A 25412-nucleotide genomic window follows, 5' to 3' on the forward strand; every position below is an offset into this window, starting at 1 on the left:
CCGTCGGGCGCCCGTCGCGATGATCGCCGCACGCGTCATCCTGTTCGCCTTCCTGCTGGGCATCATCTGCCCGGCATGGGCCGAGGTCGCGGTGCCTCAGCTCACGGGCCGCGTCGTCGACCAGACCGGCACGCTATCTGCAGGCGATATCGCGTCACTGAACGACAAACTCAGGGATCTGGAGACCCGCAAGGGCAGCCAGATCGCAGTGCTGATCGTGCCGACGACGGCTGAGGAGACCATCGAGCAGTTCTCGATCCGCGTCGCCGAGGCCTGGAAGATCGGGCGCAAGAAGGTCGACGATGGCGCGCTGTTCGTCGTCGCCAAGAACGACCGGCATTTGCGCATCGAGGTCGGCTACGGCCTCGAAGGCGTGCTGAGCGACGTCGTCACCCACCGCATCATCGACGAGGACATCACGCCGAAATTCAAGGCCGGCGATTTCGCCGCGGGCATCTCGGCCGGCGTCGACCGGATGATCCGCCTCGTCAATGGCGAGCAATTGCCGGCGCCGGAGCCCGAGCATTGGCAGGGGCCCAATCTCGTCGATCTCGCCAATCCGGTGACGATCTTCATCGTCATCATCGTGGCCAGCGTACTGCGCGCGATACTGGGGCGGCTGTTGGGCTCGGTCGCGACCGGCGGCATCGTCGGCGCGTTCGCCTGGATGGTTGCCGGCTCGCTCGCCACCGCGGTCGTCGTCGGGCTGTTCGCCGCCGTCGCGGCGCTGATCTTCGGCGGCTTGAACTTCGGCGGCCCCGCGGCGGGCTCGGGACCCTACCGGCGCGGCGGCGGTTATTCCGGCGGCTGGTCCGGCGGCGGTGGCTGGGGTGGCGGCGGCTCGAGTTCGAGCGGCGGCTTCAGCGGCGGAGGCGGCGGCTTCGGTGGCGGCGGCGCCTCGGGGAGCTGGTAGGGATATGGGCATCAAGCGTATCGGCAAGCATCTGCTCGAACATCGTTGGCGCGTTCGGCGCGAGTTTCCACCGCGCGTGCTCGACGCCATCGAGCAGGCGATCAAGGCCGGCGAGGCCACCCATTCCGGGCAGATCCGCTTCGTCGTCGAGGGCGCGCTCGACGGTGTGCCGTTGTTCCGCGATCAGCCGGCGCGGGAGCGGGCGCTCGACGTGTTCTCGCATTTGCGGATCTGGGACACCCATCACAACAATGGTGTGCTGATCTATCTGTTGCTCGCCGACCGCGACGTCGAGATCGTTGCTGACCGCGGTATCGACGCCAAGGTCGGCCAGGCCGGTTGGAGCGCGATCTGCCGCGCGATGGAAGCCGATTTTCGCGCAGGCCGGTTCGAGCAGGGCGTGGTCAACGGCATCGCCGCGGTGTCGCGCGAGCTGGCTAAGTATTTCCCGCATGCGGAGGGCGGCCCGAACGAGCTGCCTGACAAGCCGGTGGTGATTTAGCGCACTGCTCCTCTGGAGGGGCAGGGCAATCGCAGATGCAAAGTTCAGTGTCGTCCCGGCGAAGGCCGGGACCCATAACCACAGGGCCTTGTTGTTGAACAAGGCTGTGGCTCCAGCTCGCTTTTATCACCACGCCGTGTGGTTATGCGTCCCGGATCTGCGCTCCGCTTGTCCGGGACGACGAAGTTCTTGTGCCATATGCGATTCCCCTGTCCTGGAGGAGGCGCGCCGCACGCAATTTCCGAATAATAGAATTATGCCGCTGAGTTGCCCGACATGTCAAGAACCCCGTGTCGAATGCCGGCACGCCGCCGGCTACTTTGCATGGGGTTGTTTTCGATGTTTTGTCAGCGCGCCCCTCCGGGAGGCGGGCTATATGCGATAACCCTGCCCCCAAGGGAGGGTGAAGCTCGACCTACGCCTTCACCGACGGCCGCTCGCCGACGCGATTGAACCAGGCGACGATGTTGGCGTTCGATTGATCCAGCGGCTGGCCGACCTGGTTGCCGAAATCGATCCAGCAGTAGAGCAGCATGTCGGCCAGCGTGAAGCGTTCGCCGCAGATGTATTTGCGGCCGTCGGCCATCTGGTCATCGAGCCATTTGATGCGGTTGGCGGCGATCATCTTCAAGCCCGGCGAGGCTTCGGGCGCCACCGGAATCCGCTTCTCGAAGAATTTCAGCGCCTCGCCGAAGCGGTAGCCGTTGGCGAGCGGCTCGGCGATGTTGAGATCGACGCGGCGCGTCCACATCCGGCACTCCGCGCGCTCTTCGGGCGTGGTGCCGATCATCGCAGGCGAGGGGTGCTTCTCCTCGAGATATTCGCAGATCGCGGTGATCTCCGAGAGGTAGTTGCCGCAATCGAGCTCGAGCGCCGGCATCTGGCCGTGCGGATTGCGCCTCAGATGCGCCTCCTCGCGGTTCTCGCCCTTGCGCAGGTCGACGGTCTGCTTGGGGATCTCGATGCCCTTCTCGGCCATGAACATGCGCACGATGCGCGGATTGGGCCCGATCGAGTCGTAAAGCTTCATGGTCCTCTCTCCCTGTCTTCTTGCTTTGTTGTGACTGTTGAACAGGCCGCGAATGGATTTGTCAAATGTACGGGAGGGCGAAGATCAATCGTCGAGCTTGTTGAGGTCGCGCACCGACTGCATGATCGGCTCGAAGTTCGAGCGGGCATCGAGTGCGTCGAACAGCTGCGCGGTGTCCTCGAGCAGGGCGTGCGAGCGTTGCAGCGCGATCCGCACGTCGTCTTGCGGCGTATCGGACAGGCGGCCATGACCCGACAGCAGGATCTTGGAATTGAGGCCCTTCAGCCGTTCCAGCGACTGGATGTAATCGGCGATCGAGCCGGAGCCGAACACGCCGCCCATCACGCCACCCGGCATCAACGTGTCGGCGGCGAACAACAGGCCCTTGTCCTGATCGAACAGCGAGATGCAGGCCGAGGTGTGACCCGGCGTATACATCACGTTGAGGCGGAAATTGCCGAGGTCGATCAGATTGCCTTCCTCGAGCCAGATGTCGACGTCGATCGGCGCGTTCGGTTCGTTGAACATCTTGCGCAGCATCGAGAAGTCGTCGCGCAGCATGATCTTGTTGGCGGCGAGCCGGTGTGCGGCGATGTAAGCTGAGCCGTGGAAATGATAGGCCGCTCCGATGTGGTCGAGATGCTCGTGGCTCAGCACCACCATGTCGATCATCGCGGGCGTCACCCCGAGATGGTCGAGACAGGCGACGAGCGAGGGATAATTGGTCGACAGCCCGACGTCGATCATGATGGTCCGCTTGCTGCCGCGCACCAGATAGGCGTTCGCCGCGCGGTTCTTGAAGCGGATCTGGTAGACGTCGTCGGCTGCCTGGATCAGGGTGGCGACGTCGGCCTCGAACAGCGTTCTGAACGGGCTTGGTTTGCGCTCACTCATGTGCGGCCGCCGCCCGGTAAGTGACGGCGTTGGACGCGCGCAGGCGTTTCGAGAGCGCATCCATCACCATCAGCGCGAAGGCCGGCTGCTGGCTGACCAGGTAGACGAAGCGGGCGTGGTTGATCCGCATCACGCGCGTCGCGGGCGCGGAGGCGATGGCGGTTGCCGAGCGCGCCGAGCCGTCGATCACGGCCATCTCGCCGAAGAACTCGCCTTTGCCGAGGCTGACGATGACGGTCTTGTTTCCGCCATCGATCTTGGCGATGTCGACCGTGCCGTCGAGCACGACGAACAACTCGCGGCCGGTCGAGCCTTCCTCAAAAATGACGTCATCGACATCAAATTCCTTGATGCACTTCTCGATCGTCATGGCACTCCCCTGCCTTCTGGCTGGAAGATGGCGGTATGTTAATTGGGAAAGCGCCGCGCGCAAACGGAGCTGACGCAGATTGCCGCAGCGCCGCATCGCCCAAATCCGGCCCGGAAAACTCCCTAAAATTTAGGTAATGGCGCGACGGGGTAACCATTTCGCAAGCAATAAAAGTTACCGAATTGTCAACCTAGCCTGGAGACTTTGAACGTGAGTGAGCAGCAGAGCAAGCCGGTCAGCGGTCAGACCGGCGCCGAAATGGCGGCGAAGAGCGAGCCCGCAATGGCCGCGGCCGGTGTCGAGGCTCCGAGGCTCGCGCCCGAGCAGGAAGAGACGTCGCCAAAGGCCGACGCGCCCAGGATGGACGCGCCGAAGGTTGAATCCCCCAAGGTTGAGCCGTCCCGGCTCGATCCCATGATCGAGGCCAAGATCGACGCCAAGCTCGATGCCAAGATCGAGCCGACCAATATGGATGTGCCCAAGGTCGAGACCGGCAAGCGAGCAGAGCCGCGTTTCCCGGGCAAGCTGATGATCATGGCGCCCGGTGACCGGACCTGGGATCATGAGGCGACCGCCTCCAAGCCGGGCGCCGAGCAGGCTGCCAAACCGGCCGGCACCCGTCGGTTCGGGGCGATGGCCGCGGTGATCGCGCTGGCGACTGTGGCAGGCGCCATCGGTGGCGCGCTCGCGACCGCGGGCCTCGGCCATCTCACCAGCCCAGCCGCTGCCTCCGCCAAGGATACGGCTGCCAAGGAGACGGCCGCCAAGGACGCGCTCGACGCCTCGATCGCCAGGATCGATGGCGAAATCGCTGCCCTGAAGTCCAGCATCGACCAGACCGCCAGGAACGGGACCGTTCAGTTCAGCAAGGCCAGCGAGCGGATCGAGAAGGTCGAGAAGGCCCAGGCCGAGCCGATCGCCAGGCTCAACAAGCTCAGCGAGACCGTCGACAAGCTCCGCGCCCCGCAGACGACCGTCGCGGCGGCGACGCCCGCCCGCGAGGTCACGGGCTCGGTCACCCCGGCGGCTGCCGCGGCTGCACCGGCCGCGCCGAGGCCGGAGGTCGGCCGCCTGCCGGTGGTCGACGGCTGGGCGCTGCGCGACGTCGGCAATGGTGGCGCGCTGATCGAGGGCCGCGGCGGCATCTACGAGGTCTATGCTGGCGATCCCGTCCCAGGCCTTGGCCGCGTCGACGCCATCCGCAAGCAGGACGGCCGCTGGGTGGTGGTCACCAGCAAGGGTCTGATCGTTTCGCGTTGATTGCGGAAAGACGACGATACCAAGGCGCTTCACCGCGATGTGAAGCGCCTTTTTTCTTGAATAGGGTTTGCCGCGCGGTGTTAGTGGAGGCATGGGCCGCGCGCTGAAATGCCTCCTGATAATGTCCGTTCTGCTCGGTGCCGCCGTGCCTGCACGCGCCGCAGAGGATCGCGCGCTCGAGCGTGGCGTGGCGGTGATCGATCCCGCGATTCTGCGCGAGCTCGATCACAGCCGCTTCAGCCTCGGCCGGATGCTCGCGCCGGATCGCTCCGCCGACACGCCGTTGTCCAATCGCGACCTGTTCGCCTTGCCCGCTCTGGTGCCGGTGCGCGAGGCGCTCGACCACGAATTCGATCGATATGTATCGAAGCATCAGGCAAGCCTGCCGAACGAGAGCATCGGCGTCGGCGACGCTTTTGCGTTTCAGCTGTTCGACCGTGCGCTGCTGGGGTCACCTGATGTCCGCTTCGTGCTGGCTGGCATCGTCAACCGCATGGACCGCGCCTATGTGGCGCCGAAGGACTGCGGCGAGATCCGGCTGATCTATCGACTGACGCGCACCGATGTGCCGCTGATCGGCGAGAACGCGGTCTCGCAGCGGCTGCCGATGACGCTGAACCTGGTGCTGAAGGCGAAGGGCGACGGCAATGACGCGTCGCTCAGCTGCCGCGAGATCGCGCGGCGCTGGCTCGCGACCGCTAGCGCGCCGCCTGCGATGGATAAATTGTTCGGCAAGGACGGGCCGCTCGATTTGATCGATGCCCGGAATATCGATCGCATCGAGACCAATCTGCAGATTGCGCACGCGCCGAAATCCGCGGTGCGCGATTTCCGCACCGACTATCTGCTCAAGGTGTTCGACTATGACGGCGCGGCAAAACGCTTTGCCGAGGCGCCGCTGGAGAACCAGATCGATCGCGACCGCATCCTGGCAGACGAGGCGCTCAAGCGCGACTTCAAGGCCTGGCTGCTCGATCCCAAACATTTTGTCGAACTCGATCGCGGCACCTTGCTGATCCCGGATCGCTTCCTCGCAATCTCGGCGGTGGCGCCCACTCCGATCGGTTTCGATGTCAGCAACCTCGAGCCCGAATTCGGCCTGGTGCAGGGCGAGGGGACGTCCGGCGACGCGGTGTTCTCGGACAGCGATGTCGTCGGTGCCTTGCAGAAGGCCGCGTCGGACGGAACGCGGCTGCAAATCATCCAGTCGCTGGCCGGCTTCGAACGACGCCTCAACGACGTCACCTGCGCCGGTTGCCACCAGACCCGCGGCATCGGCGGTTTTCATTTCCCGGGCGTCGACTGGATGGCAGCAAAGCCGTCGAACTCCACCGTGGTGCCGGCCTCGCCGCACTTCTTCGGCGACCAGCCTCGCCGCCGCGATATCCTCTCAAGCTTCCGCGACGGCAAGACGCCGGATTTTTCCCGCGGCTTCTCCAACCGGCCGCAGCTGCGGGCCAGCGCCGAGCTTGCCGGCACTGAGTACAGCGACGGCTGGGGCGCGCATTGCTATCTGCCGGGCACCAAGCCGGCCGAGGCCGACCGCAGTTTCCGCGGCTGGACCTGTGCCGAGGGGCTAGCGTGCCAGGTCGCGGGGAAGACCTCGCGGATGGGGATGTGCTTCGTAAAGGGGAGGTAACTCCTCACTGGAACCGAAGCGTCTCCGCGTCATTATTTGATGCTACACTCGAGCTTGCCAAAGACCTGAAGCTCTTGACCGGAGACCGGCCTGATGAGTGCTTCCGAGGACAACAAGCAACGCAACCGCGAGATCGCGGCCAACGAGGCCGAGCGTCAGGCGGTCAGTGCCGTCCGCGTCAGCAGCTGGGCGATCGGGCTCGCGGTCATCATCGGCATCATCGTGGTAGCCATCGTCTGGGCCTGGATGAAACGTTGATCCCGGATTTCGTTTCGCTCCATCCGGGCCACTCACGACGTGGTCGATGTGCTATGCCACCGCGCCGGACGCACGCAGCTTCCGGATCGTGGCCTCGTCGTAGCCGGCCTGGCGCAGGATCTCGTCGGAATGCTCGCCGACCTCGGGCGGCTTGCGCGGCTGCACCTTCTTGGCGCCGTCGATGAAGATCGGGCTGTTGACGGTCAGCATGGTGTCGTTCTCGAAGCGCACCAGCACCTCGTTCTCGATCATCTGCTTGTCGTTCGGGATGTCGTCGAGGATGCCGACGACGCCGAACACCAGGCCGTTGCCGTCGAGGATCTTGCGCCATTCTGCGAGATCCTTGCTCGCGAACACCTCGTCGAAGATCTTGATCAGCTCGACCGAGCGCGCATGGCGGTCAGCTTTGGTCGCGAAGCGGGCATCGGCGACGAGGTCCTCGCGGCCCATGCAGCGCGCCAGCGTCGGCCATTGCCGGTCTTCGTTGAGCAGCGACAGGATCAGCCAGCGGCCGTCCCTGCACTTGTAGTGGTTGGTGACGGCGTTGAGCGCCTCTTCGCGCGGCTTGCGCTTCTTGAACTTGGCGCCGGCGAGCTTGGCCTGCGCCAGCACGCCATTGGCCCAGACGCCGTTGGCCATCAGATTGGTCGAGACGTGCGAGCCCTTGCCGGTCTTCTCGCGCTGGAACAGCGCGGTGACGATCGCGCCGTAGAACGCCATCGCGCAGGGGTGATCGCCCATGCCGGCGACCGAACGCGCCGGCGTGGTGTCCTCGTCGGCGCGCACCAGATCCATCAGGCCGGAGCGGGCCCAATAGGCGTTGGAATCGAAGCCGGGCTTGTTGGCCTCTTCACCCTTCTCGCCATAGCCGGTGAAGGACGCGTAGATCAGCCGGTCGTTGAGATGGCCGAGATGGTCGTGGGTGATGCCGAGCTTTTCGCGCACTTGCGGCGGCATGTTGGTGATGAACACGTCGGCCTCGGCGACGAGCTTGTAGAGCACCTCGCGCGCCTCGGGCTTGGTCAGATCGAGCGCGAGGCTCTTCTTGTTGCGGGCCTCCAGCATCCACGCGAAATTATGCTCGCTTGCGGGATAGCCGGGCAGATTGGGCAGGTTGCGGTAGGGATCGCCGGCGCCGGGCGGCTCGATCTTGATGACGTCGGCGCCGAAGTCGGACAGCACGGTGGCGGCCGCGGGCGCCGCGATGAAGCTCGCGCAGTCCAGGACCTTGAGCCCGTCAAAAATGCCTTTTTCCATCGTGCCCTCGCTCCCGTGGCGCTTGTTGGTGTTTTTCCGGTAGCTGGAATTATCGCGTGCGATCATTCCGATCGGATCGCCATTTGACCCATCTCGGGGGCACGATGCAACGGGTTGTTGGGGCGTCATTGCGAAAGGAGCGAAGCAATCCATACCTGACCTCGGGGATGGATTGCTTCGTGGCTTCGCTCCTCGCAATGACGCGTCCGACTACTCGACCCCTGCCATCAGCGCGGCGTTGCCGCCGGCGGCGGCGGTGTTGATCGTGATCGTCTGCTCGGTGGCGAACCGCGCAAGATAGTGCGGGCCGCCGGCCTTGGGGCCGGTGCCCGAGAGGCCACTGCCGCCGAACGGCTGCACGCCGACGACCGCGCCGATCATGTTGCGGTTGACATAGATGTTGCCGACCTGAAGGCGCTCGATCACGTGTTCGATGGTGTCGTCGATGCGGGAATGGATGCCGAGCGTCAGTCCGAAGCCGGTTGCCTCGATCGCGGCGAGCACCTCACCGAGCCGCTCGGCGCGATAGCGCACGACGTGCAGGATCGGGCCGAACACCTCTTCGCTGAGCTGGCTTGCCGACGACAGCTCGAAGATATGCGGCGCGACGAAATTGCCTAATGGCGCCTCGCCGGCGAGATGCACCCGCGCCTGCTGTTTCATCCGCGCGATATGCGCGTCGAGTCGTTGCTTGGCCTCAGCATCGATCACCGGTCCGACATGCGTCGATGGCTCGGAGGGATCGCCGATCTTCAATTCGCGCGCGGCGCCCGCGATCATCTCGATCATGCGGTCGGCGACGTCGTCCTGCACGAACAACAGTCTGAGCGCCGAGCAGCGCTGGCCGGCGGAACGGAACGCCGAGGTCACGACATCGTCGGCGACCTGCTCGGGCAGCGCGGTGGCATCGACGATCATGGCATTGATGCCGCCGGTCTCGGCGATCAGCGGTACGATCGGGCCGTCCTTGGCCGCGAGCGTCCGGTTGATCGAGCGCGCCACCTCCGTCGAGCCGGTGAAGACCACGCCGGCGATGGCGGGATGATTGACCAGCGCCGCGCCGGCCGCGCCGTCGCCTTGAACCAGATGCAGCGCCGACGTCGGCACGCCCGCCTGATGCAGCAGGGCGACGGCCTCGGCCGCAATGCGCGGCGTTTGCTCGGCCGGCTTTGCGATCACTGCATTGCCGGCCATCAGTGCCGCCGTCACCTGGCCGAGGAAGATCGCGAGCGGGAAATTCCATGGCGAGATCGCGACGAACGCGCCGCGGCCGTGCAACTCCAGCACGTTGCTCTCGCCGGTCGGCCCCGGCATCGTCTCGCCTTGCTCGAACAGCGTCCGGCCTTGTGCCGCATAGTAGCGGCAGAAGTCGATCGCCTCGCGCACCTCGGAGAGTGCGTCGTCGAGCGTCTTGCCTCCTTCGCTCTGCAGCAGTGCGAGGAAGTGGGCACGGCGCTGCGCGAGCAGATCGGCAGCCTTGTCCAGCATGGCCGCGCGCCGTGTGGCCGGCGTCGCGTTCCAGGCCTTGAAGCCGCTGCGTGCGGCGGCGACGGCGGCATTCGCCTGTTCGTTCGTCGATGCCGCGACCGCACCAGACGCCGCCTTGGGTTCGACTGTTATCGCCGACGTCAACGCATCGAGCGCCTTTCGCTCGCCGAACTCGATGCCGTGCGAATTCTCGCGCTGCGGCCGGTAAAGATCGGCCGGCAGCGGAATTCCGGAATACGCCGCGTTGTCATCGGCGCCGATGATCTCGGCAGGGCGGCGCAACAGGTCCACGATGGAGACGCGATTGTCCGCGGCCAGCGCCACAAACGACGAATTGGCGCCGTTCTCGAGCAGGCGCCGCACCAGATAGGCGAGCAGGTCGCGGTGGCTGCCGACCGGCGCATAAGTGCGGTGGGCGATCTCAGGACGATCCTGGCCGAGCTGCGCGTAGAGCGCCTCGCCCATGCCATGCAGCCGCTGGAATTCGAAGCTTGAGGGATCGTCCGACAGTTCGAGGATGGTCGCGACGGTCAACGCGTTGTGGGTGGCAAATTGCGGAAACAGCTGCGGCCGCAGCGCCAGCAGCTTGCGCGCACAGGTGATGTAGTTCAGGTCGGTCATCGCCTTGCGGGTGAACACCGGATAGCCGTCGAGCCCACGCTCCTGCGCGCGCTTGATCTCGGTGTCCCAATAGGCGCCCTTGACGAGGCGCACCATCATCCTGCGGTCGAGTGCGCGCGTCAGCGCGTCGATATAGTCGATCACGTCGGTGGCGCGCTTCTGATAGGCCTGGATCGCAAGCCCGAAGCCGCTCCAGCCGGCGAGCGACGGATCGGCGAAGGCAGCCGCGATGACGTCGAGCGACAGCTCCAGCCGGTCGGCCTCCTCGGCATCGACGGTGAAGTTGAGGTCGTACGCCTTGGCGCGGCGCGCCAGGTCGATCAGCTGCGGCACCAGCTCGCCCATCACCCGCGCATGGCTCACCGCCTCGAACCGCGGATGCAGTGCGGACAGCTTGACCGAGATGCCGGGCCGATCGGGCAGGGCCTGATCGCCGGCCGCCTTGCCGATCGCCTCGATCGCGCGGGCGTAGGATTCGAAATAGCGGCTTGCGTCGTCGGCGGTGCGCGCGCCCTCGCCGAGCATGTCGAACGAATAGCGCGAGCCGCGCGCCGTGTGCGATTGCGCCCGCGCCAGCGCCGCCTCGATGGTTTCGCCGAGCACGAAATGGCTGCCCATCAGCCGCATCGCCTGCCGCGTCGCCGCGCGCACCGCCGGCGCGCCGAGCCGCTTGGTCAGCCGGCCGATCGTGCCCTGCGGCGTCTCGCCGGGCTGGATCACGCGCGCCGACATGCCGAGCGCCCAGGCCGAGGCGTTGACCAGGAATGCGCTGGATTTGGTCTCGTGGTTGACGAAGTCGCCCTGGCCGAGCTTGTCCTCGATGAACTGGTCGGCGGTGCGCGCGTCGGGCACGCGGAGCAGCGCCTCCGCCAGCACCATCAGCGCCAACCCCTCTTTGGTCGACAGCGCGAACTCCCGCAGCATGTCCTCGACCCCGCCGAGCGGATCGTCATTGGCCCTGATCGCTTCGATCAGGCGGGTCGCGCTGCGGTCGATCCTGGCCTCCTTGTCCGCGCCCAGCCCGGCGTTCTGACGCAGGCGGCTGGCGATCGCCGTGTCATCGGGGGCGTAGGGCGCGCTGAACGGGGGCGGGAGCTGGTCTGGCATGGCGGTTTCTCGGCGGTTCCTCGGGGTTGCACGGGAACACCTACGCGTCCGTGGACCGTAGTTCGATAGACAAATTAGCAGATTTGCCTTAGAAAATCTGGATAGTTGATGGTTTGGCCGTGGATATGACAGAAATCGACAAGACAGACCGCAAAATCCTCTCGATCCTGCAAGGGGATGGCCGGATTGCCAATGTGGAACTGGCCGAGAGGATCGGCCTGTCGCCGACCTCCGTCGGTGAACGGCTGAAGCGGCTGCAGCGCGACGGCTTCGTCGAGGGCTATGGCGCGCGACTCAATCCGCACCGGCTGGGCCTTGGCCTCCTGGTGTTCGTCGAGGTGCTGCTCGACAAGACCACGCCCGACGTGTTCGAGCGCTTCGCCAGGGCGGTGCAGACCGCGCCGGAAGTGCTGGAGTGTCACATGGTGGCCGGCGGCTTCGACTATCTGGTCAAGGCGCGCGTCGCCAACATGACCGCCTATCGCCGGTTTCTCGGCGAGACGCTGCTGGCGCTGCCGGGTGTGCGCGAGACGCGAACCTATGCGGTGATGGAGGAAGTCAAGCGCGACGCGCCGCTGCCGGTCGGCTGATCTGATCCACAGCCATGCGCCGGATACCTTGGCATCGCGCCGCACCCGCGATAATTCTCCCTCCAGTTGGGGGCCGCGACATGGACGATACCAATCAGCCGATACGTGCGAAGCGAACCGGGGTTGCCGGCGCGTTATGCGTCGCGACGTTGTCCCTGTTCGCGATGACGCCGGCCCCTGCGGCCGAGCTCAGCTCCGGCATCATGCAGCTCTACACATCGGTGTCGATCTATCCGCCGTCGGCCTCGGTGATGACGGTGTGCTACGGCTTCGTCTGCCGGCGCCGTGAGATGCTCGACTTCAGCGCGGCCGACAGAGCCGCGTTGACCCGGATCATGGCCACCGGCCGTGCCAACGCCGCCGCCGAACGCGCCGCCGTGCAAAAGGCCGTGATCTGGTTCGATCGCCGGATGGGGCCGATCCTCGGCACCAACAAGCGTGTCGCGAAAGCGGACTTCCGCGCCAACGATGATCAGCACAATTACGACTGCTGGGACACCACCCGCAACACGACCAGCCTGATGCTGGTGATGCAGACCTGGAACCTGTTCAAGTTCCACGATGTGGGGGATCCTCATTATCGCGGCTTTCAGTTGATGCAGACGCCGCACAATACCGCCGTGCTGGTGGAACGCGCCACCAAGGTGGAATGGGCCGTCGATCTCTGGCCCCGCGGTTATCTGCAACCGCCTGATGTCATGACCGTCGCCAAGTGGGTGACGGAAGACTGAACGGCTGAATGGAGGCCGGGTGGCGGCAGCAGCGTGATGAACTGGTCGCGATGATATCGCCAATAGCTGTCATGCCCCGGACGCCGCGCCCATTCGATCCATCGGCCGGATTCGGCGTCCCAGCTGTCGGCGAGATTCATGCGCGGCCCCTCGTCCCTGACGCCGTTGCGATGTTGAGCTGCGCAATCGGGTGGTCGCGCGATAGCGGATTGGCGCGTCGGCAATAGGGCGATGCCCCGATGTAACGGGCAAATGGCCAATAGCGGCACGTGGTCGATGACGGCTGGGAAAAATTCGATGCCGTGGCGCGCGGGCACCGTGCCCGCTCCGCCGAACGTCACGCGTGTGATGTTGGATTCGGCCCTCACTCCCGGATGGCGTCCGAGAGTGCGCCGCTCGATCTTGCGCGGTGCGCTAGACCTTGAGGTTCTCGGCTGACGTCTTGCCGCGATTTGCGATCTCTTCGTATTCAACCGATTGGCCTTCGTTCAGGGACTGCAGACCAGCCTTCTGAACCGCCGAAATATGCACGAAAATGTCCTTACCGCCCGTTGCGGGCTGGATGAATCCATAACCCTTGGTCGGGTTGAACCACTTCACTGTACCTTTGGGCATTCCAGTCGTCTCCGCGGAATCAATCGAAAACAGACCAGCTGGTCCCCGCACAAACCGGCTTGTCCGCACCGCACAGGATAGCAGTTTGGAAAAAGCTGGGTAGATCAAACCACGGTGTGTTTTTGCCCGGAAACAACCCGCTTTGTGGGGTTTTGGTGCCGGATTGCCTGTTTCGTGGTCAATTGATGCGCTGCAAAAACAGATCAGTTCCTCTGAGCCGAATTGGATAGGTCAACCCACGCGCGGCCTGTCGGCCAGCGCGCGGGGATGGATCGACCGCGTCTCAATAGGTCGCGGAAAGATACTCGACGATCTTGCCGACGTCGGCCTGATCGATCGGCGCACCGTAGACCTTGATCATCTTGGTCACCTCGGCCTGCCAGAAGTCTTTCTTGAACTTCTCGCCCTGCGGCTGGGTCTTGATGTAGTCCGCCGAGTGGCAGCCGGTGCAGTTGCTCTGGACCACGTCGAGGTTCGGACCCGGCTTGAACGAAGCGGTCTCCTCGGGAAGCGTGTAGTTGACGGGCGTGGCGATCGCAGCCCCGATCGAGAGGGCCGCGCCCGCGGCGAGGGAAGCAAGCAGCTTGCTGGTCATGATGCTTCTCCTCACGCCGCGGTGACGCGCACGGTTTCGACGACGTTGCGCAGATAGCCGGCGGGATTCCACAACGGATCCATCGGCTGGGTGTCGCCGGCATTGTTGGTGGCGCGCACCTTCAGCTCCGACGGGCCGGGGGGAAGCGTGACTTTCAGCTTCCATTCGCGGAAGGCGTATTTGCCGAGGTCCTTGCCGAGCTTGGCCGGTGTCCAGATCTTGCCGCCGTCGGTCGAGACCACGACCTCCTTGATGCCCTTGCCGCCGTCGAAGGCGATGCCGCGCAGCGTGGTGAGGCCGGCCTTCAGCCTGGCGCCGTCGGCAATGCTGGTCATGAACGAGCGTACCGTGAAGCGGTTGATCGGGATCGTCGCCTTCGGCGCGGTGCCGGGCTCGACCGCGTTGTTCGGCGTATCCGGAATCCGGTAGGCGGACTTCATCCAGAAGCCGTCGAACACGTTGTCGATCACCGTGATCTCGTTGAGGTGCTTCACCCAATAGGTGCCGTAATAGCCGGGCACCACGAGGCGGAGCGGAAATCCGTTGAGGAACGGCAGGTCCTCGCCGTTCATGCCCCAGGCCAGCATCACCTCGCCATCGCGCGCATGGTCGATGTCGAGCGCTTTCACGAAATCGGGCGTCGTCTCCATGACAGGGCCGTCCATGCCATTGAAGGTGACCTGCTTGGCGCCGGCCTGCACGCCGGCCATGTCGAGCACGGTCTTCAGCGGCACGCCGTGCCAGCGCGCACAGCCCATCGCGCCGTTGCCGAGCTGGCCGCCGGCGACGCGCGGATTGAAGAAGCCGCGGCTGTTGCCGGAGCACTGGTTGACGGCGACCAGCTCGATCGGCTTCAGCTTGCGGATATCCTTCAGCGACAGCCTCAGCGGCTTGTCGACCTTGCCCTTGATCTCGAGCGTGAACTTGTCCGGATCGAGGTCGTAGGGGATGCCGGCGAGGTGATAGCGGACGAAGAACGCGTTGTTCGGCGTCAGCGGACCGTCGTTGAAGATTGCAAACGGGGTTTCGAGCTGCGGCGGCCGGCTGGTCAGGCCGATCATCGGGCGCTTCTGGGGGTAGCGCACCAGCGGCCGTTCGCCGTTGTCGAAGGGCAGTGTCACGGTGTCGAGGGCGAGCGCGCCCCTTGATCCCAGCCCCGTCACCAAAGCCGCCAACCCGGCGCGCCTCATCAAGTCTCGTCGATCGAGCATTCCGCTTCCTCCGAAGCTGTTCTGTCGTGAGCTGGTCATCACCAGGCTCACCTTGGCCTGCGCGCCTTCGCATCATGGACTGCGCGCGGCGACAAATGTCGCATCGGGGAACCGCGAGTCAATTGAGCTTTCGCAGCGTTGCGTCGCAACAACGAGAAGCCCCGGTCGCGCGGGCGACCGGGGCATTTCCAGCGACGTCGAAGGTTCGATCAGTAGCAGACGTTGACGGTGCGATAGCGATAGCCGTAGGGCGTCATTACCAGGCGGGTGACGTAGCAGCCGGAGTCGACGAAGCCGACGGAGATGCCCGGGCCACCCCAGAAGTGATGGTGGTACGGATGCCAGAAGAACGGCTTGGCGGACGCCGAGGTCGGCGCCAGCGCGGCGGCGCCGAGGGTTGCGGCAGTAGCGAGAGCAAGCGTGACTTTGCGAAGCATGGTCGTCTCCTTCAGATGCGCGTTGAGCTCTGTCGCGGCGCGGTTGCAGTGTTACCCATCGCCAGTCAGTCGCATCCGGCACGGGACGCGTTCGAGCATCGCGGCTGAACGCTCCGCTGGATGTGCGGCAGGTCACACTCGGTGAAGGGGGATGAAGCGGTCAGGCCGCGACGGCGCGCCGGTCGTCGACCAGCGCGGACAGGATGCGCGTCGCCTCGACGGTGCGCACCGTCATCGGCTCGTTGCGGCCGCGGATCGCGACCTCCTGCGCCGGCAGGGCATCGTCGGCGAGGCCCGCGGTGACGCGCACCTCGTCGGAAATGACGGCCTCGCAGGCCAGCGCCTTGGTCATGTCCTGGAGCCGTGCGGCGACGTTGACGGCATCACCGAGCGCGGTGAACACCATATGGTCGCGATAGCCGATATCGCCGACGATCACCTCGCCGCCATGGATGCCGATGCCGAAGCGGATCGGCTCGCGCAGATCGTGGCTGAGAAATTGGTTCAGTTCGTCGATATTGGTTGCGATCAATGCCGCCGCGCGCAGCGCCTGGCGGCAGGCCTCGTGCCGGTCGGAGGAGAGCCCGAACAGCGCCAGCATGCCGTCGCCGATGAACTGGTTGGGCCGCCCGCCGGCTTCCAGCACCGCTTGCGATACAGCGCCGAGGAAGCGGTTGACGATGAACACGGTGTCGAACGGCAGCCGCTTCTCGGCCAGCTGAGTCGAGCCGCGCATGTCGACGAACATGCTGACGAGATAACGCTCCTGGCCGACCCGCGTCGGATTGCCGGCATGCGCGTTGGCCGACATCGTGCTCGGCAGGAACAGCTGGAAGAAGGTCAGGTCGCCGGTCGGCCGCAACTGGCAGGCCAGCCGGATCGACGGATCGTCGGTGCCGACCCGGTGCAGCACGAAGGCTTCGCGCGGCGAAGGCTCGGGCAGGGCGGCGTGATCGCCGATGACGCGGATGCGGCAGGTCGAGCAGCGTGCGCGGCCGCCGCAGACGCTCGCATGAGGCACGTTGTAGCGCAGGCTCGCTTCCAGCACGCTCAAGCCCTTCGGCACCCGCAGCGTGCGGCCGTTGCCGTAGGACAATGCGATCATGCCGCCGCGGCGTTCGAGCAGGGTCCGCGCGCCGCGCGCGAGCAGCACGAGGCCGAGCAGGCCGAGATAGCCGATCGTCAGGTCATCGGTGATCTTCTCGAGCATGGCCCCCTGCGCCGCCGTGCCGAGCTTCTGCACCGACAGCTCCTCGCGCCGCCAGTCGGGATCCTGGTAGTCGGCGATCGTGGCGCGGCCGGCCTGATAGATGCCGAGCATCGCCAGCGTCGGGATCAACACGGCTCCGGCGAGCAGGAACGGCGCCGCACGCTTGAAGAACGGGCGCATCCGCAGCCAGAAATACAGGCCGATGCAGCCATGCACCCAGGCGACCACCAGCACCGCCAGCATCTGCCACAGCCGGTTCGGCGACGCGATGAAGAACGTATACAGCTCCTGCGGATAGAGCTTCTCGTGCCCATACAGGGCTTGCCCGAGCCGGACGCCGACGACATGCACGATGACCAGCATCGGAACGCTGAGGCCGAGCGCAAGCTGCAGCGGCTCGATCGCCTTCCAGTGGAACTCGCGCCGCTCGAACAACGCCCAGATGCCTAGCGCGGTGTGCACCAGGCAGGCCGAGTAGAACACGATGGCGACCGGCAGGAACCGCCAGAATTCGGTGTGGTAGTACACCCCGATCGCGAGCGCCTCGGTCGAGATATTGCCCAGCGCATGGTTGAGGAAATGGCTGATCAGGTAGGCGAACATGATCGTCCCGGTCACCAGGCGGACCTGCCGCTGGCCGATGCCGCGGGCCATGTCCTGCAGGTGCTCGCGCGAGGGGGAGGTCATGTGATTCATGATCTGCAAGTCTAATGTTTAATTCCCGCGCTGAACACCACCACCGCGGGCCGGTTGGGCCGCGGCAGCCGGAGGTGCGTTGACACTCCGTTAAGAGTCGAACAAAAAGCCGCCGTGACGATAGCCCAAGCCGAACCTAAACCCGGAGCCGGTAGCATCAGCGTTAAGCCGGCCCGTTCGCGGGCGCCGGATTGGCGGGGCGTCATCGCCGCGATCGTTGCCATGACCGCGATGCGGCTGGTCTATGCCCATGCGCTCGATTTGCGCACCGACGAGGCCTATTACTGGACCTGGTCGAAGGAAAACGTGCTGTCGTTCCTCGACCATCCGCCGATGGTCGCCTGGTTCATCCGCTTCGGCACCGCTGTTCTCGGCGACACCAATCTCGGCGTCCGCCTCGGTGGCATTGTGGCGATGCTGGTGACCCAGCTGCTGCTCGCCGACATCGTCCGTCGCGTCACGTCAAACAATGTCCGCGCGGTTATGCTGGCGTTGCTGCTGCCGGAAGCCGCACTCTACTACGGGTTGTTGATGGCCAAGGTGGCGCCCGACACGGCGCTGATCCCGTTCTCGGTGGCGATGCTGTGGTCGCTGGTGCGGCTCGCGCAGAGCCATGATGGGCGCTGGTGGCTCGCCGCCGGGCTGTTCGCAGGGCTTGCGCTGCTGTCGAAATTCACCGCGATCATGTTCGCGCCGGCGGTGCTCGCCTTTGCGCTGGTGCCGGACTGGCGCTGGCGCTGGCTGCGCAGCCCGTATCCCTACCTCGCCGCGCTGATCGCGATCGTCGTGTTCTCGCCGGTGCTGATCTGGAATGCGGAGCATGACTGGGCCTCGTTTCGCTTCCAGGCGGTGCGCGCCACCGTCGAACGCGATCTGACGCTGCGCACCCTCGGCGAATTCATCGGCATGCAGTTCGGCCTGGTCGGTTTCGTGCTGCTGCCGGTGACGCTGTTCGCAACAGGGCTGACGGCCTGGCGCGGCTATCGCAAGCGCGAGCCGGTGGCGATCCTGCTGGCGACGGCGGTGCTGGTGCCGCTCGTCTATTTCCTCTGGAAGTCGCTGACCTTGCGGGTCGGCGACACCTGGCCGATGTTCTTGTGGCCGGCCGGCTTTGCTGCGGTCGCCATCAATCTGACGCGGATGCCGTTCGAGGGCTGGTCGACCGGTCTCGCCAAATCGACGATCTATTGGGCTCGGACCGCGATCTCGACAGGCATCGCCTTCGTCGTCTGCGTGTTCCTGTATTACATGTTCGCGCCGTGGAATCTGATCGGCCCTACCGATCCGATCGGCACCGAGGCAGGCTACGACGCGGTGGCCGCGCATACCCTGGCGCAGGTTGAGGCGACCGGCGCGACCTGGGTCGCGACCACGGACTACCGCACCTATGCGATGCTGAGGTGGATGCTGCGCGGTCGGGTGCCGGTGGTCGAGATCAACGAGCGCGGCCGCTTCCAGGGCTTTGCCGATCCCGGCATGGACAAGATCCGCGATCACACAGGCATCTACGTCGGGCGCGAACCCGAGAACAATCTGCCGCTGTGGAATGAAACCACTGCGGTGCGTCAGCCGCTGGAGCGCGTGACGCGAAGCTGGCGCGGCATGGTGATGGACACCTACGCGCTGGAGAAGATCTCAGGCTGGACGCCCGATCTGTCGCCGCCGCCGGACACCACATTCTTCCGCTGGCGCGTGCTGGCGATGCTCTCAGAGCCTTGCGAGATCACCTTCTCCCCTTGTGGGAGAAGGTGGCAGCCAAAGGCTGCCGGATGAGGGGCCCCTCTCCGCAGGCGCGGTGTGTAAGGATGGATACCCCTCACCCAAGCGAGCCTTTGACGGCTGCCTGAGCTGCCCTCTCCCACAAGGGAGAGGGCGCAGCGATGGGCGCCGTTCCGCGTCGAAACGACGAAGCGCTATTCCTCTTCGTCGCGCTTGCGGATCAAATCCTTCGCCAGATCGGTCAGCGCGGGGCGGGGCAAAGCGTTGAAGGGAAGCGGGCGGGTGACGTCGATCGCGGCGAGGCCGAGGCGGGCGGTCAACAGGCCGTTGAGCATGCCTTCGCCGAGCCGCTGCGAGAGTTTTGCCGCGATGCCGTGGCCGAGCATCTGCTGGATCAGGCTGTCGCTCGCGGCCATGCCGCCGGTGATCGCGAGATGCGCGATCACGTGGCGCAGCAGGCGGATCATGCCGAGCGCGCCGGGCCGGCCGCCATAGAGCCGCGCCAGCTGCCGGATCATCCGCAAGCTCGCCACGAACACGAACAGCACGTCGAACAGCGCGCGCGGGCTGACCGCGGTGACGACAGAGACGCGCTGCGCCGCCGACGACACCAGCCGCCGCGCCTCCTCGTCGAGCGGCGTCATCAATTCGCGCTCGGCGAGGCGGATCATGTCGGCACCGTCGATGATATCATCGGTGTGGCTCTGCAGCGCGCTGCGCGCGCGGGCGAGTTGCGGGGTGTGGTGCGCGAGTTTGAGCAGGTCGGCGACGACGGCCCGGCTCGCGGCGCGGTCGTCGCTGATCAGCACCTCGGCGGCGCGCAGATGCAGCTTCTCGATGGTCGCAAGCCGCGCCAGGCCGACCAGCTCGCGCATGGTGACGACCGCCAGCGCCACCGCAGCGACCACGGCGAGCGCCAGCCCGAGGAAGCCGAGGCCTTCGTTGCGCGCGAACAGATCCTCGATCAGGTTGAGGACGCCAAGCCCGCTGCCGAGCACGACGAGGCCCGCGACCGCGCTCCAGAACAGCGTGCCCCAGCGGAAGCCGCGGCGCGCGGGCAGCAGCGGCGTATCTGCCGGCACCGGCAGCTGTGCCGGCTCAGCCTCGGGCACGATCTGGATCGTGCCGCGCGTGAGACGGCCGCTATCCTCCGGATCCATCACGACCACGCCGGGATCGTCGAGCTTGAACGTCGCCGGCCGCCGCGGGGGCGTCTTCTCGTTCATTGCAGTTTGTCTCCGATCAGGAACTGGAGGGCGCGGTCAAGGCGGATGTGAGGCAGCGCCGGCTCCGCATCGCCGTTTCGTTCCAGCTTCGGCGGCCGGAAGCGCAGGAAACGATAATCGGCCGCCTCGGCGCCCGAGCTGGAGAGGCCGCGGAATCCTCCATTGAACAGCTCCTCCGGATTGTCGGGCAGGTCGCCCGGAAAGGTCGCGACCTCGGTCTCGCCATCCAGCGTCTCGCCGTTGGCGACCTCGCCCGGTGCCGGCGTGCCGAGGATCGACGGCAGTCTGTCCCGGCCGCGCTGGACCTGCGCCTCGCGGGTGGCGCGCACCGCGGCGAGCGCGACGACGTCGATTTCGGCGCCGGCATATTCGGCGCGCGCGGCGGCCCTGGCCACGATCCGCCGCAGCACGGCTTCGAGCCGGTCGTGGCTCTGGTGGTGCAGGTGGTCGGCCTTGGTCGCCGCGAACAGGATGCGGTCGATGCGCGGCCGGAACAGCGCGCTCAGGATCGTGCTGCGGCCGATCCGGAAGCAGTCGAGGATGCCGGCGAGCGCAGCCTCGAGGTCGTGCAAGGCCTCGGGGCCGGCATTGAACGCGGCGAGCGCATCGGCGAGCACGATCTGGCGATCGAGCCGCGCGAAATGGTCGCGGAAGAACGGCCGCACCACGACGTCCTTGTAGGCCTCGTATCGTCGCCGCATCATCGCCCATAGCGAGTGATCGGGCGCGCTGCCGTCCATGGGCACGTCGAGCGGCGCGAAGGTCAGCGCCGGCGTGTCGGCGAGATTGCCCGGCATCAGGAAGCGGCCCGGCGGCAGCAGGCTCATCGCGAAACGCTCGTCGCGGCAGGCGCGAAGATAATCGGTGAACAGGCGCGCCTCGGTGAGCGCGGCCTGCTCGTCCTCTCTCGCTTCGGGCTTCAGCGTGGCCAGATGGGCGTGCCAGGGCGCCGCGAGTTTCGCGCGCAGCGGCTCGCGCGACAACGCAAGGCTTTCCGCCGACCATTGCTCGTAGCTCTTGCTCAGCAGCGGCAGGTCGAGCAGCCATTCGCCGGGATAATCGACGATATCGAGGGTGAGCGTGCGGTCCGCGCCATTTTGCCGCTGATACTCGATCACGAGCCGGAGTTCGGAGATGTCGGTGGTCGAGCTCGGCCAAAGCCGTTCCTCGACCAATGTCCGGACATGGTTCTCATAGGCGAAGCGCGGCACCGCATCGTCGGGCTGCGGAGCGAGGTAGGCGCGCGCGATCCGTCCCGAGGCATAGGCCTCGAATACCGGGAAGCGGCCGCCGCGGGTCAGGCCGTGCACCAGCGCAGTGATGAACACGGTCTTGCCGGCGCGCGACAGGCCGGTGACGCCGAGCCGCACCGTCGGGTTGAACAAGCCCTCGCCATAGTCGAGCAGCGCCCGCGCCGAGAGACGGGCTTCCTCGACGATATCAGAGAAACTCGGGGGCATGGAGGGTTAACGACAAACCCGGCAGGAGGGACCAAAAGGGCGGGCGATCACCCGCAAGGTGGCGATTATCGGGCCAAAATCAAGCTTCACATTTCCGGCGCCTTTACAGGCGAGGGGAATTGAACGCATCACGCCACCCGCGTTACCCATATCCATCGGCCCACAGGAAAGCCTGCATGACGGTCTTCCGCCTGAAGCAACTCGCCTCGACCTCGATCCACGCGGCTGGTACCGCGCTGTGGGACTACGACCGGGCCGAGCTGATCGCCGACGGCGTCGTTCATCTGGTCGGCGTCGCTTTCGGGCTGGTTGCAGCCACCGCGCTGATCGTGCTGACCGCGGTCTATGCCGGCCCGTTCGATGTCGCCGTGGTGTCGGTCTATGTCGCGGGCCTGCTCGCGATGCTGACGCTGTCGGCGACCTATAATCTCTGGCCGGTGTCGCGCGCCAAATGGGTGCTGCGGCGCTTCGATCACTCCGCGATCTATCTGTTGATCGCCGCGACCTACACGCCGTTCATCGTGGAATTGAAGGACAGCTATTTTGCGATCGCGCTCCTGGTCGGCGTGTGGTGCGTGGCGATCGTCGGCATCTGGCTCAAGCTGCGTTATCCCGGCCGCTTCGACCGGCTCTCGGTCGGGCTCTATCTCGCGATGGGCTGGAGCGGCATCATGCTCTACGACCGCGTCGTCAAGGCGCTGCCGGCGATGGCGCTCGGCTTCGTGCTGGCGGGCGGCATTCTTTACAGCCTCGGCGTGATCTTCCACTCCTGGCGGCGGCTGCGCTTCCAGAATGCGATCTGGCACGGCTTCGTGCTGCTCGGAGCCGCCTGCCACTATACGGCGGTGTTCGACGTGGTGCTGGCGAGCTAGCGCGGACTTCAGAAGGCCGGGCCGGCCTCTCGAAAAGATCATGCATCGGCAAAAGATGCGCTATCATGGTCGCTCTTCGTTGAGCATGAGACCGGCTTCCGGATCATGCCCTGAAATCAAGATATCGGGAGGATGGCCATGCAGGTGGCAGGTAAGGTCGTGGTGGTCACCGGCGGTGGCAATGGCATCGGTAAGGCGCTGTGCGAGGCGTTCCACGCCGCCGGTGCCTCCAAGGTCGTGGTGGTCGATCTCGATCATGCGGCCGCCGAGAAGGTCGCCGCCTCGGTCGGCGGCGCCGCCTTCAAATGCGACGTCGGTCAGGAGAAGAACGTCCTGCATGTGATCGAGGAGACCGAGCGCATGTTCGGCCCGATCGCGCTGTTCTGCTCCAATGCCGGCATCGGCGGCGGCTTCGATCCGCTGTCGAAGAATGCCGGCGGCACCTCGGACGAGCCGTGGTCGCGGAGCTGGGCGATCCACGTGATGGCGCATGTCTATGCCGCGCGGCATCTGGTGCCGCGCATGAAGGCGCGCGGCGAGGGCTACTTTCTCAACACGATCTCGGCCGCGGGCCTCTTGTCCCAGGTCGGCAGTCCCGCTTACTCGACCACCAAGCACGCCGCGGTCGGCTTCGCCGAAAACCTCGCGATCTCGCACCGCGCCGACAACATCAAGGTCTCGATCCTCTGCCCGCAGGGCGTCGACACCAACATGCTGCGCTCGATCCCGAAGGGCCCGCAATCCGGCGACGGCGATCTCACGGCGGAGCAGGTCGCGCAGGACGCGCTGAGGGGTATCGAGCAGGAGACCTTCCTGATCCTGCCGCACCCGCAGGTGCTTGGCTACATGCGCAAGAAGACCGAGAACTACGACCGCTGGATCGGCGGCATGGCCAAGATCCAGGCCAAGATGCGCGAGAGCTACGGGACGTGACTCGCGGCGCGTGTGCCCAAGTCCGTCGCCGTGAGGTGAGCACCCTGGTCAGGCTCCCTCTCCTGCAAGGGGGAGGGAACTCTTCCGCCGGTGCCTTCCTGACGAGAGCGTAGAAATTGCGTCTGCCGCTCAGCCCTTCTGCGTGTAGAGCAGCGGCACCGCGGAATCGACCATCACCTCGATCAGGCTGGCGCCGGTTGCCGACAAGCCACGCTTGTAGGCGTCCGCGAGTTCGGCCGACTTCGTCACCCGCACCGCGTCGCAGCCCATGCCCTCGGCGAGCTTGACGAAATCGATGCCGGGCAGGTCGAGGCCCGGCACATTGCGCACCTGCATCACCTGGCTGAACGAGCGCATTGCGCCGTAGCCGGAATTGTTCATCACCACGACCGTCAGCGGCAGCTTGCGCTGCGCCGCAGTCCACAGCGCCTGGATCGAATACATCGCCGAGCCGTCGCCGATCAGGCAAACCGTGCGCCCCGTGCTGCGGCCGAGTGCCATGCCGACCGCGGCTGGCAGGCTGTAGCCAAGGCCGCCGCTCGCCATGGTGTAGAAACTGTCCTGGCCGCGCATCGGCATCGCCTTCTGCATCAGCGGGCGATGCGACGGCACCTCCTCGACCAGCGCATCGTGCGGCCCCATCGCCGCCGAGAGCGCGTGTAGCGCATATTCGGCGGGGATCGGGTCGCCGGCTGCGGGCGCTGGTGGCAGGATGCGGCCGGCCGGTGCCGCACGCTTCGTTTCGGGCAGCAACTCGAGCAGCGCCGACAGCGCCGGCTTCATGGTGGCGACGATGCTGTGGCCGGTCGGGGTCATCGCGGCGGCATCGGGATCGTCGGTGATCTGGAAGATCGTGGTCGCGCCGTCGAAGATCGCGGCATGGCCCTCGACGTGGAAGGTGAAGACGGGCGCGCCGACCACGACGACAAGATCGTGCTCGCGCAGCGCGTCGGAGAGCTGGCCCGGCGCTGCGTGAAGGAAGCCGGCAAATTGCGGATGCCGTTCGGGGAACGAGCAGCGCGCCGAGAACGGGCTCGCCCAGACCGTAGCCTTGGTCTTCTCGGCGACCTTCACCATGAGGTCGACCGCCTCGGCGCGATCGACGGCGGGGCCGACGACGAGGGCAGGGCGCTTGGCCTCGCCGAGCGCGGCCGCCAGCGCCTGCATCGCGGCCGCATCCGGGCCGATCTCGCGGCTGACCTGGCGCGCATCGAGCGGCTGCGTCGCATGCGCCCAATCGTCGATCGGGACCGAGACGAAGGTCGGCCCGCAGGGCGGCTGCATCGCGACATAATAGGCGCGCGCGATCGCGGCGGGTACGTCCTCGGCGCGCGCCGGTTCGACCGCGAATTTCACGTAAGGCCGCGGGAATTCGGAGGCGCGCTCGGCGTAGAGGAACGCCTGCAACGGCATGATCGAGCGCGCCTGCTGGCCGGCGGTGATCACCATCGGGGTCTGGTTACGATAGGCGTTGTAGATGTTGCCGAGCGCGTTGCCGACGCCGGCCGCCGAATGCAGATTGACGAAGCCGGCATTGCGGGTCGCCAGCGCATAGCCGTCGGCCATGCCGACCACTGAAGCCTCCTGCAGGCCGAGCACGTAGTCGATGTCGTCGGGCCAGTCGCTCAGGAAAGGCAGCTCGGTCGAACCGGGATTGCCGAAAACCTTCTTGATGCCCCACGCGCGCAGCAGGCCGAAGGTGGCGTCCTTGACGGTGACGGTCTTGCCTTTGCTGGCGGCGGGTTTGCGCGACGACATCGGGCGGCTCCCATTTCGTG

At 65.8% G+C, this 25412-nt stretch carries 23 protein-coding genes; 10 read left to right on the plus strand and 13 right to left on the minus strand.

Annotated features, from left to right (window positions below):
- Window positions 1-19 precede the first annotated feature (19 nt).
- Window positions 20-913, plus strand: a complete 894-nt coding sequence (locus tag ACTUWL_RS23110; RefSeq protein ID WP_021079736.1) for a TPM domain-containing protein — start codon at window positions 20-22, stop codon at window positions 911-913.
- Window positions 914-917: 4 nt separating this feature from the next.
- Window positions 918-1415 carry a TPM domain-containing protein gene (locus tag ACTUWL_RS23115; protein WP_021079737.1) on the plus strand — a complete coding sequence of 166 codons (498 nt, stop codon included), beginning with the start codon at window positions 918-920 and terminating at the stop codon, window positions 1413-1415.
- A gap of 415 nt (window positions 1416-1830) precedes the next feature.
- On the opposite strand, the gene ACTUWL_RS23120 is transcribed toward ACTUWL_RS23115, so the two are convergent.
- The 3 genes from ACTUWL_RS23120 to ACTUWL_RS23130 form a co-directional block, all read right to left on the minus strand.
- Window positions 1831-2445 carry a glutathione S-transferase family protein gene (locus ACTUWL_RS23120; RefSeq protein ID WP_021079738.1) on the minus strand — a complete coding sequence of 205 codons (615 nt, stop codon included), beginning with the start codon at window positions 2443-2445 and terminating at the stop codon, window positions 1831-1833.
- A gap of 84 nt (window positions 2446-2529) precedes the next feature.
- A complete protein-coding gene (locus tag ACTUWL_RS23125; protein WP_021079739.1) occupies window positions 2530-3339 on the minus strand; it encodes an MBL fold metallo-hydrolase in 810 nt (269 codons plus the stop codon).
- Entirely contained in the window at window positions 3332-3805 is a 474-nt protein-coding gene (locus ACTUWL_RS23130; protein WP_291732856.1) for a Crp/Fnr family transcriptional regulator, read from the minus strand. The genes ACTUWL_RS23125 and ACTUWL_RS23130 overlap by 8 nt, the downstream gene beginning before the upstream one ends.
- 108 nt (window positions 3806-3913) lie before the next feature.
- On the opposite strand from ACTUWL_RS23130, the gene ACTUWL_RS23135 reads away from it, so the two are divergent.
- The 3 genes from ACTUWL_RS23135 (at window position 3914) to ACTUWL_RS23145 (ending at window position 6866) form a co-directional block, all read left to right on the plus strand.
- Complete coding sequence (locus ACTUWL_RS23135; protein WP_035651870.1) at window positions 3914-4969, plus strand: hypothetical protein; 1056 nt, start codon at window positions 3914-3916, stop codon at window positions 4967-4969.
- Window positions 4970-5060: 91 nt separating this feature from the next.
- Window positions 5061-6608 (plus strand): hypothetical protein, encoded by a 1548-nt coding sequence (locus tag ACTUWL_RS23140; RefSeq protein ID WP_021079742.1) that lies wholly within the window; start codon window positions 5061-5063, stop codon window positions 6606-6608.
- A gap of 93 nt (window positions 6609-6701) precedes the next feature.
- Window positions 6702-6866, plus strand: coding sequence for a hypothetical protein (locus ACTUWL_RS23145; protein WP_021079743.1), 165 nt, complete (start codon window positions 6702-6704; stop codon window positions 6864-6866).
- Window positions 6867-6917: 51 nt separating this feature from the next.
- Here the strand turns inward: ACTUWL_RS23145 and ACTUWL_RS23150 are convergent, their stop codons facing one another.
- Window positions 6918-8123, minus strand: a complete 1206-nt coding sequence (locus tag ACTUWL_RS23150) for a CaiB/BaiF CoA transferase family protein (RefSeq protein ID WP_035651874.1) — start codon at window positions 8121-8123, stop codon at window positions 6918-6920.
- Window positions 8124-8333: 210 nt separating this feature from the next.
- On the minus strand, window positions 8334-11339 hold the full coding sequence (putA, locus tag ACTUWL_RS23155; RefSeq protein WP_021079745.1) for a bifunctional proline dehydrogenase/L-glutamate gamma-semialdehyde dehydrogenase PutA: 3006 nt from the start codon (window positions 11337-11339) through the stop codon (window positions 8334-8336).
- 125 nt (window positions 11340-11464) lie between these two features.
- On the opposite strand from putA, the gene ACTUWL_RS23160 reads away from it, so the two are divergent.
- Both ACTUWL_RS23160 and ACTUWL_RS23165 read left to right on the plus strand, forming a co-directional pair.
- Window positions 11465-11929 carry an Lrp/AsnC ligand binding domain-containing protein gene (locus ACTUWL_RS23160; protein WP_021079746.1) on the plus strand — a complete coding sequence of 155 codons (465 nt, stop codon included), beginning with the start codon at window positions 11465-11467 and terminating at the stop codon, window positions 11927-11929.
- Between the two features lie 80 nt (window positions 11930-12009).
- Entirely contained in the window at window positions 12010-12660 is a 651-nt protein-coding gene (locus ACTUWL_RS23165; RefSeq protein ID WP_021079747.1) for a hypothetical protein, read from the plus strand.
- A gap of 414 nt (window positions 12661-13074) precedes the next feature.
- Here the strand turns inward: ACTUWL_RS23165 and ACTUWL_RS23170 are convergent, their stop codons facing one another.
- The 5 genes from ACTUWL_RS23170 to ACTUWL_RS23190 form a co-directional block, all read right to left on the minus strand.
- Window positions 13075-13275, minus strand: coding sequence for a cold-shock protein (locus ACTUWL_RS23170; protein WP_021079749.1), 201 nt, complete (start codon window positions 13273-13275; stop codon window positions 13075-13077).
- Window positions 13276-13558: 283 nt separating this feature from the next.
- Window positions 13559-13870, minus strand: a complete 312-nt coding sequence (gene sorB / locus ACTUWL_RS23175) for a SorB family sulfite dehydrogenase c-type cytochrome subunit (protein ID WP_021079750.1) — start codon at window positions 13868-13870, stop codon at window positions 13559-13561.
- Between the two features lie 11 nt (window positions 13871-13881).
- The gene (gene sorA / locus ACTUWL_RS23180; RefSeq protein WP_021079751.1) at window positions 13882-15081 is read right to left on the minus strand and encodes a SorA family sulfite dehydrogenase catalytic subunit; all 1200 of its coding nucleotides are present in this window, start codon (window positions 15079-15081) and stop codon (window positions 13882-13884) included.
- A gap of 209 nt (window positions 15082-15290) precedes the next feature.
- A complete protein-coding gene (locus ACTUWL_RS23185; RefSeq protein WP_021079752.1) occupies window positions 15291-15518 on the minus strand; it encodes a hypothetical protein in 228 nt (75 codons plus the stop codon).
- Window positions 15519-15678: 160 nt separating this feature from the next.
- The gene (locus tag ACTUWL_RS23190) at window positions 15679-17415 is read right to left on the minus strand and encodes an adenylate/guanylate cyclase domain-containing protein (protein ID WP_035651876.1); all 1737 of its coding nucleotides are present in this window, start codon (window positions 17413-17415) and stop codon (window positions 15679-15681) included.
- Between the two features lie 231 nt (window positions 17416-17646).
- Here ACTUWL_RS23190 and ACTUWL_RS23195 point away from each other — a divergent pair, with 231 nt between their 5' ends.
- On the plus strand, window positions 17647-19197 hold the full coding sequence (locus tag ACTUWL_RS23195; RefSeq protein WP_021079754.1) for a glycosyltransferase family 39 protein: 1551 nt from the start codon (window positions 17647-17649) through the stop codon (window positions 19195-19197).
- A 140-nt stretch (window positions 19198-19337) separates the two neighbouring features.
- Here ACTUWL_RS23195 and ACTUWL_RS23200 read toward each other — a convergent pair whose 3' ends face one another.
- Window positions 19338-20369, minus strand: coding sequence for a YcjF family protein (locus tag ACTUWL_RS23200; RefSeq protein ID WP_021079755.1), 1032 nt, complete (start codon window positions 20367-20369; stop codon window positions 19338-19340).
- Window positions 20366-21829, minus strand: a complete 1464-nt coding sequence (locus ACTUWL_RS23205) for a YcjX family GTP-binding protein (RefSeq protein ID WP_021079756.1) — start codon at window positions 21827-21829, stop codon at window positions 20366-20368. Before ACTUWL_RS23205 ends, ACTUWL_RS23200 begins: the two co-directional genes overlap by 4 nt.
- Window positions 21830-22005: 176 nt before the next feature.
- Between ACTUWL_RS23205 and trhA the strand changes: the two genes are divergently transcribed.
- Both trhA and ACTUWL_RS23215 read left to right on the plus strand, forming a co-directional pair.
- Window positions 22006-22701 (plus strand): PAQR family membrane homeostasis protein TrhA, encoded by a 696-nt coding sequence (gene trhA, locus ACTUWL_RS23210; RefSeq protein ID WP_021079757.1) that lies wholly within the window; start codon window positions 22006-22008, stop codon window positions 22699-22701.
- A 138-nt stretch (window positions 22702-22839) separates the two neighbouring features.
- Window positions 22840-23634, plus strand: coding sequence for an SDR family oxidoreductase (locus tag ACTUWL_RS23215; protein WP_021079758.1), 795 nt, complete (start codon window positions 22840-22842; stop codon window positions 23632-23634).
- Window positions 23635-23763: 129 nt separating this feature from the next.
- On the opposite strand, the gene mdlC is transcribed toward ACTUWL_RS23215, so the two are convergent.
- Window positions 23764-25392, minus strand: coding sequence for a benzoylformate decarboxylase (mdlC, locus tag ACTUWL_RS23220; protein ID WP_021079759.1), 1629 nt, complete (start codon window positions 25390-25392; stop codon window positions 23764-23766).
- Window positions 25393-25412 lie beyond the last annotated feature (20 nt).

The sequence above is a fragment of the Bradyrhizobium sp. WCU1 genome, from assembly GCF_053474805.1.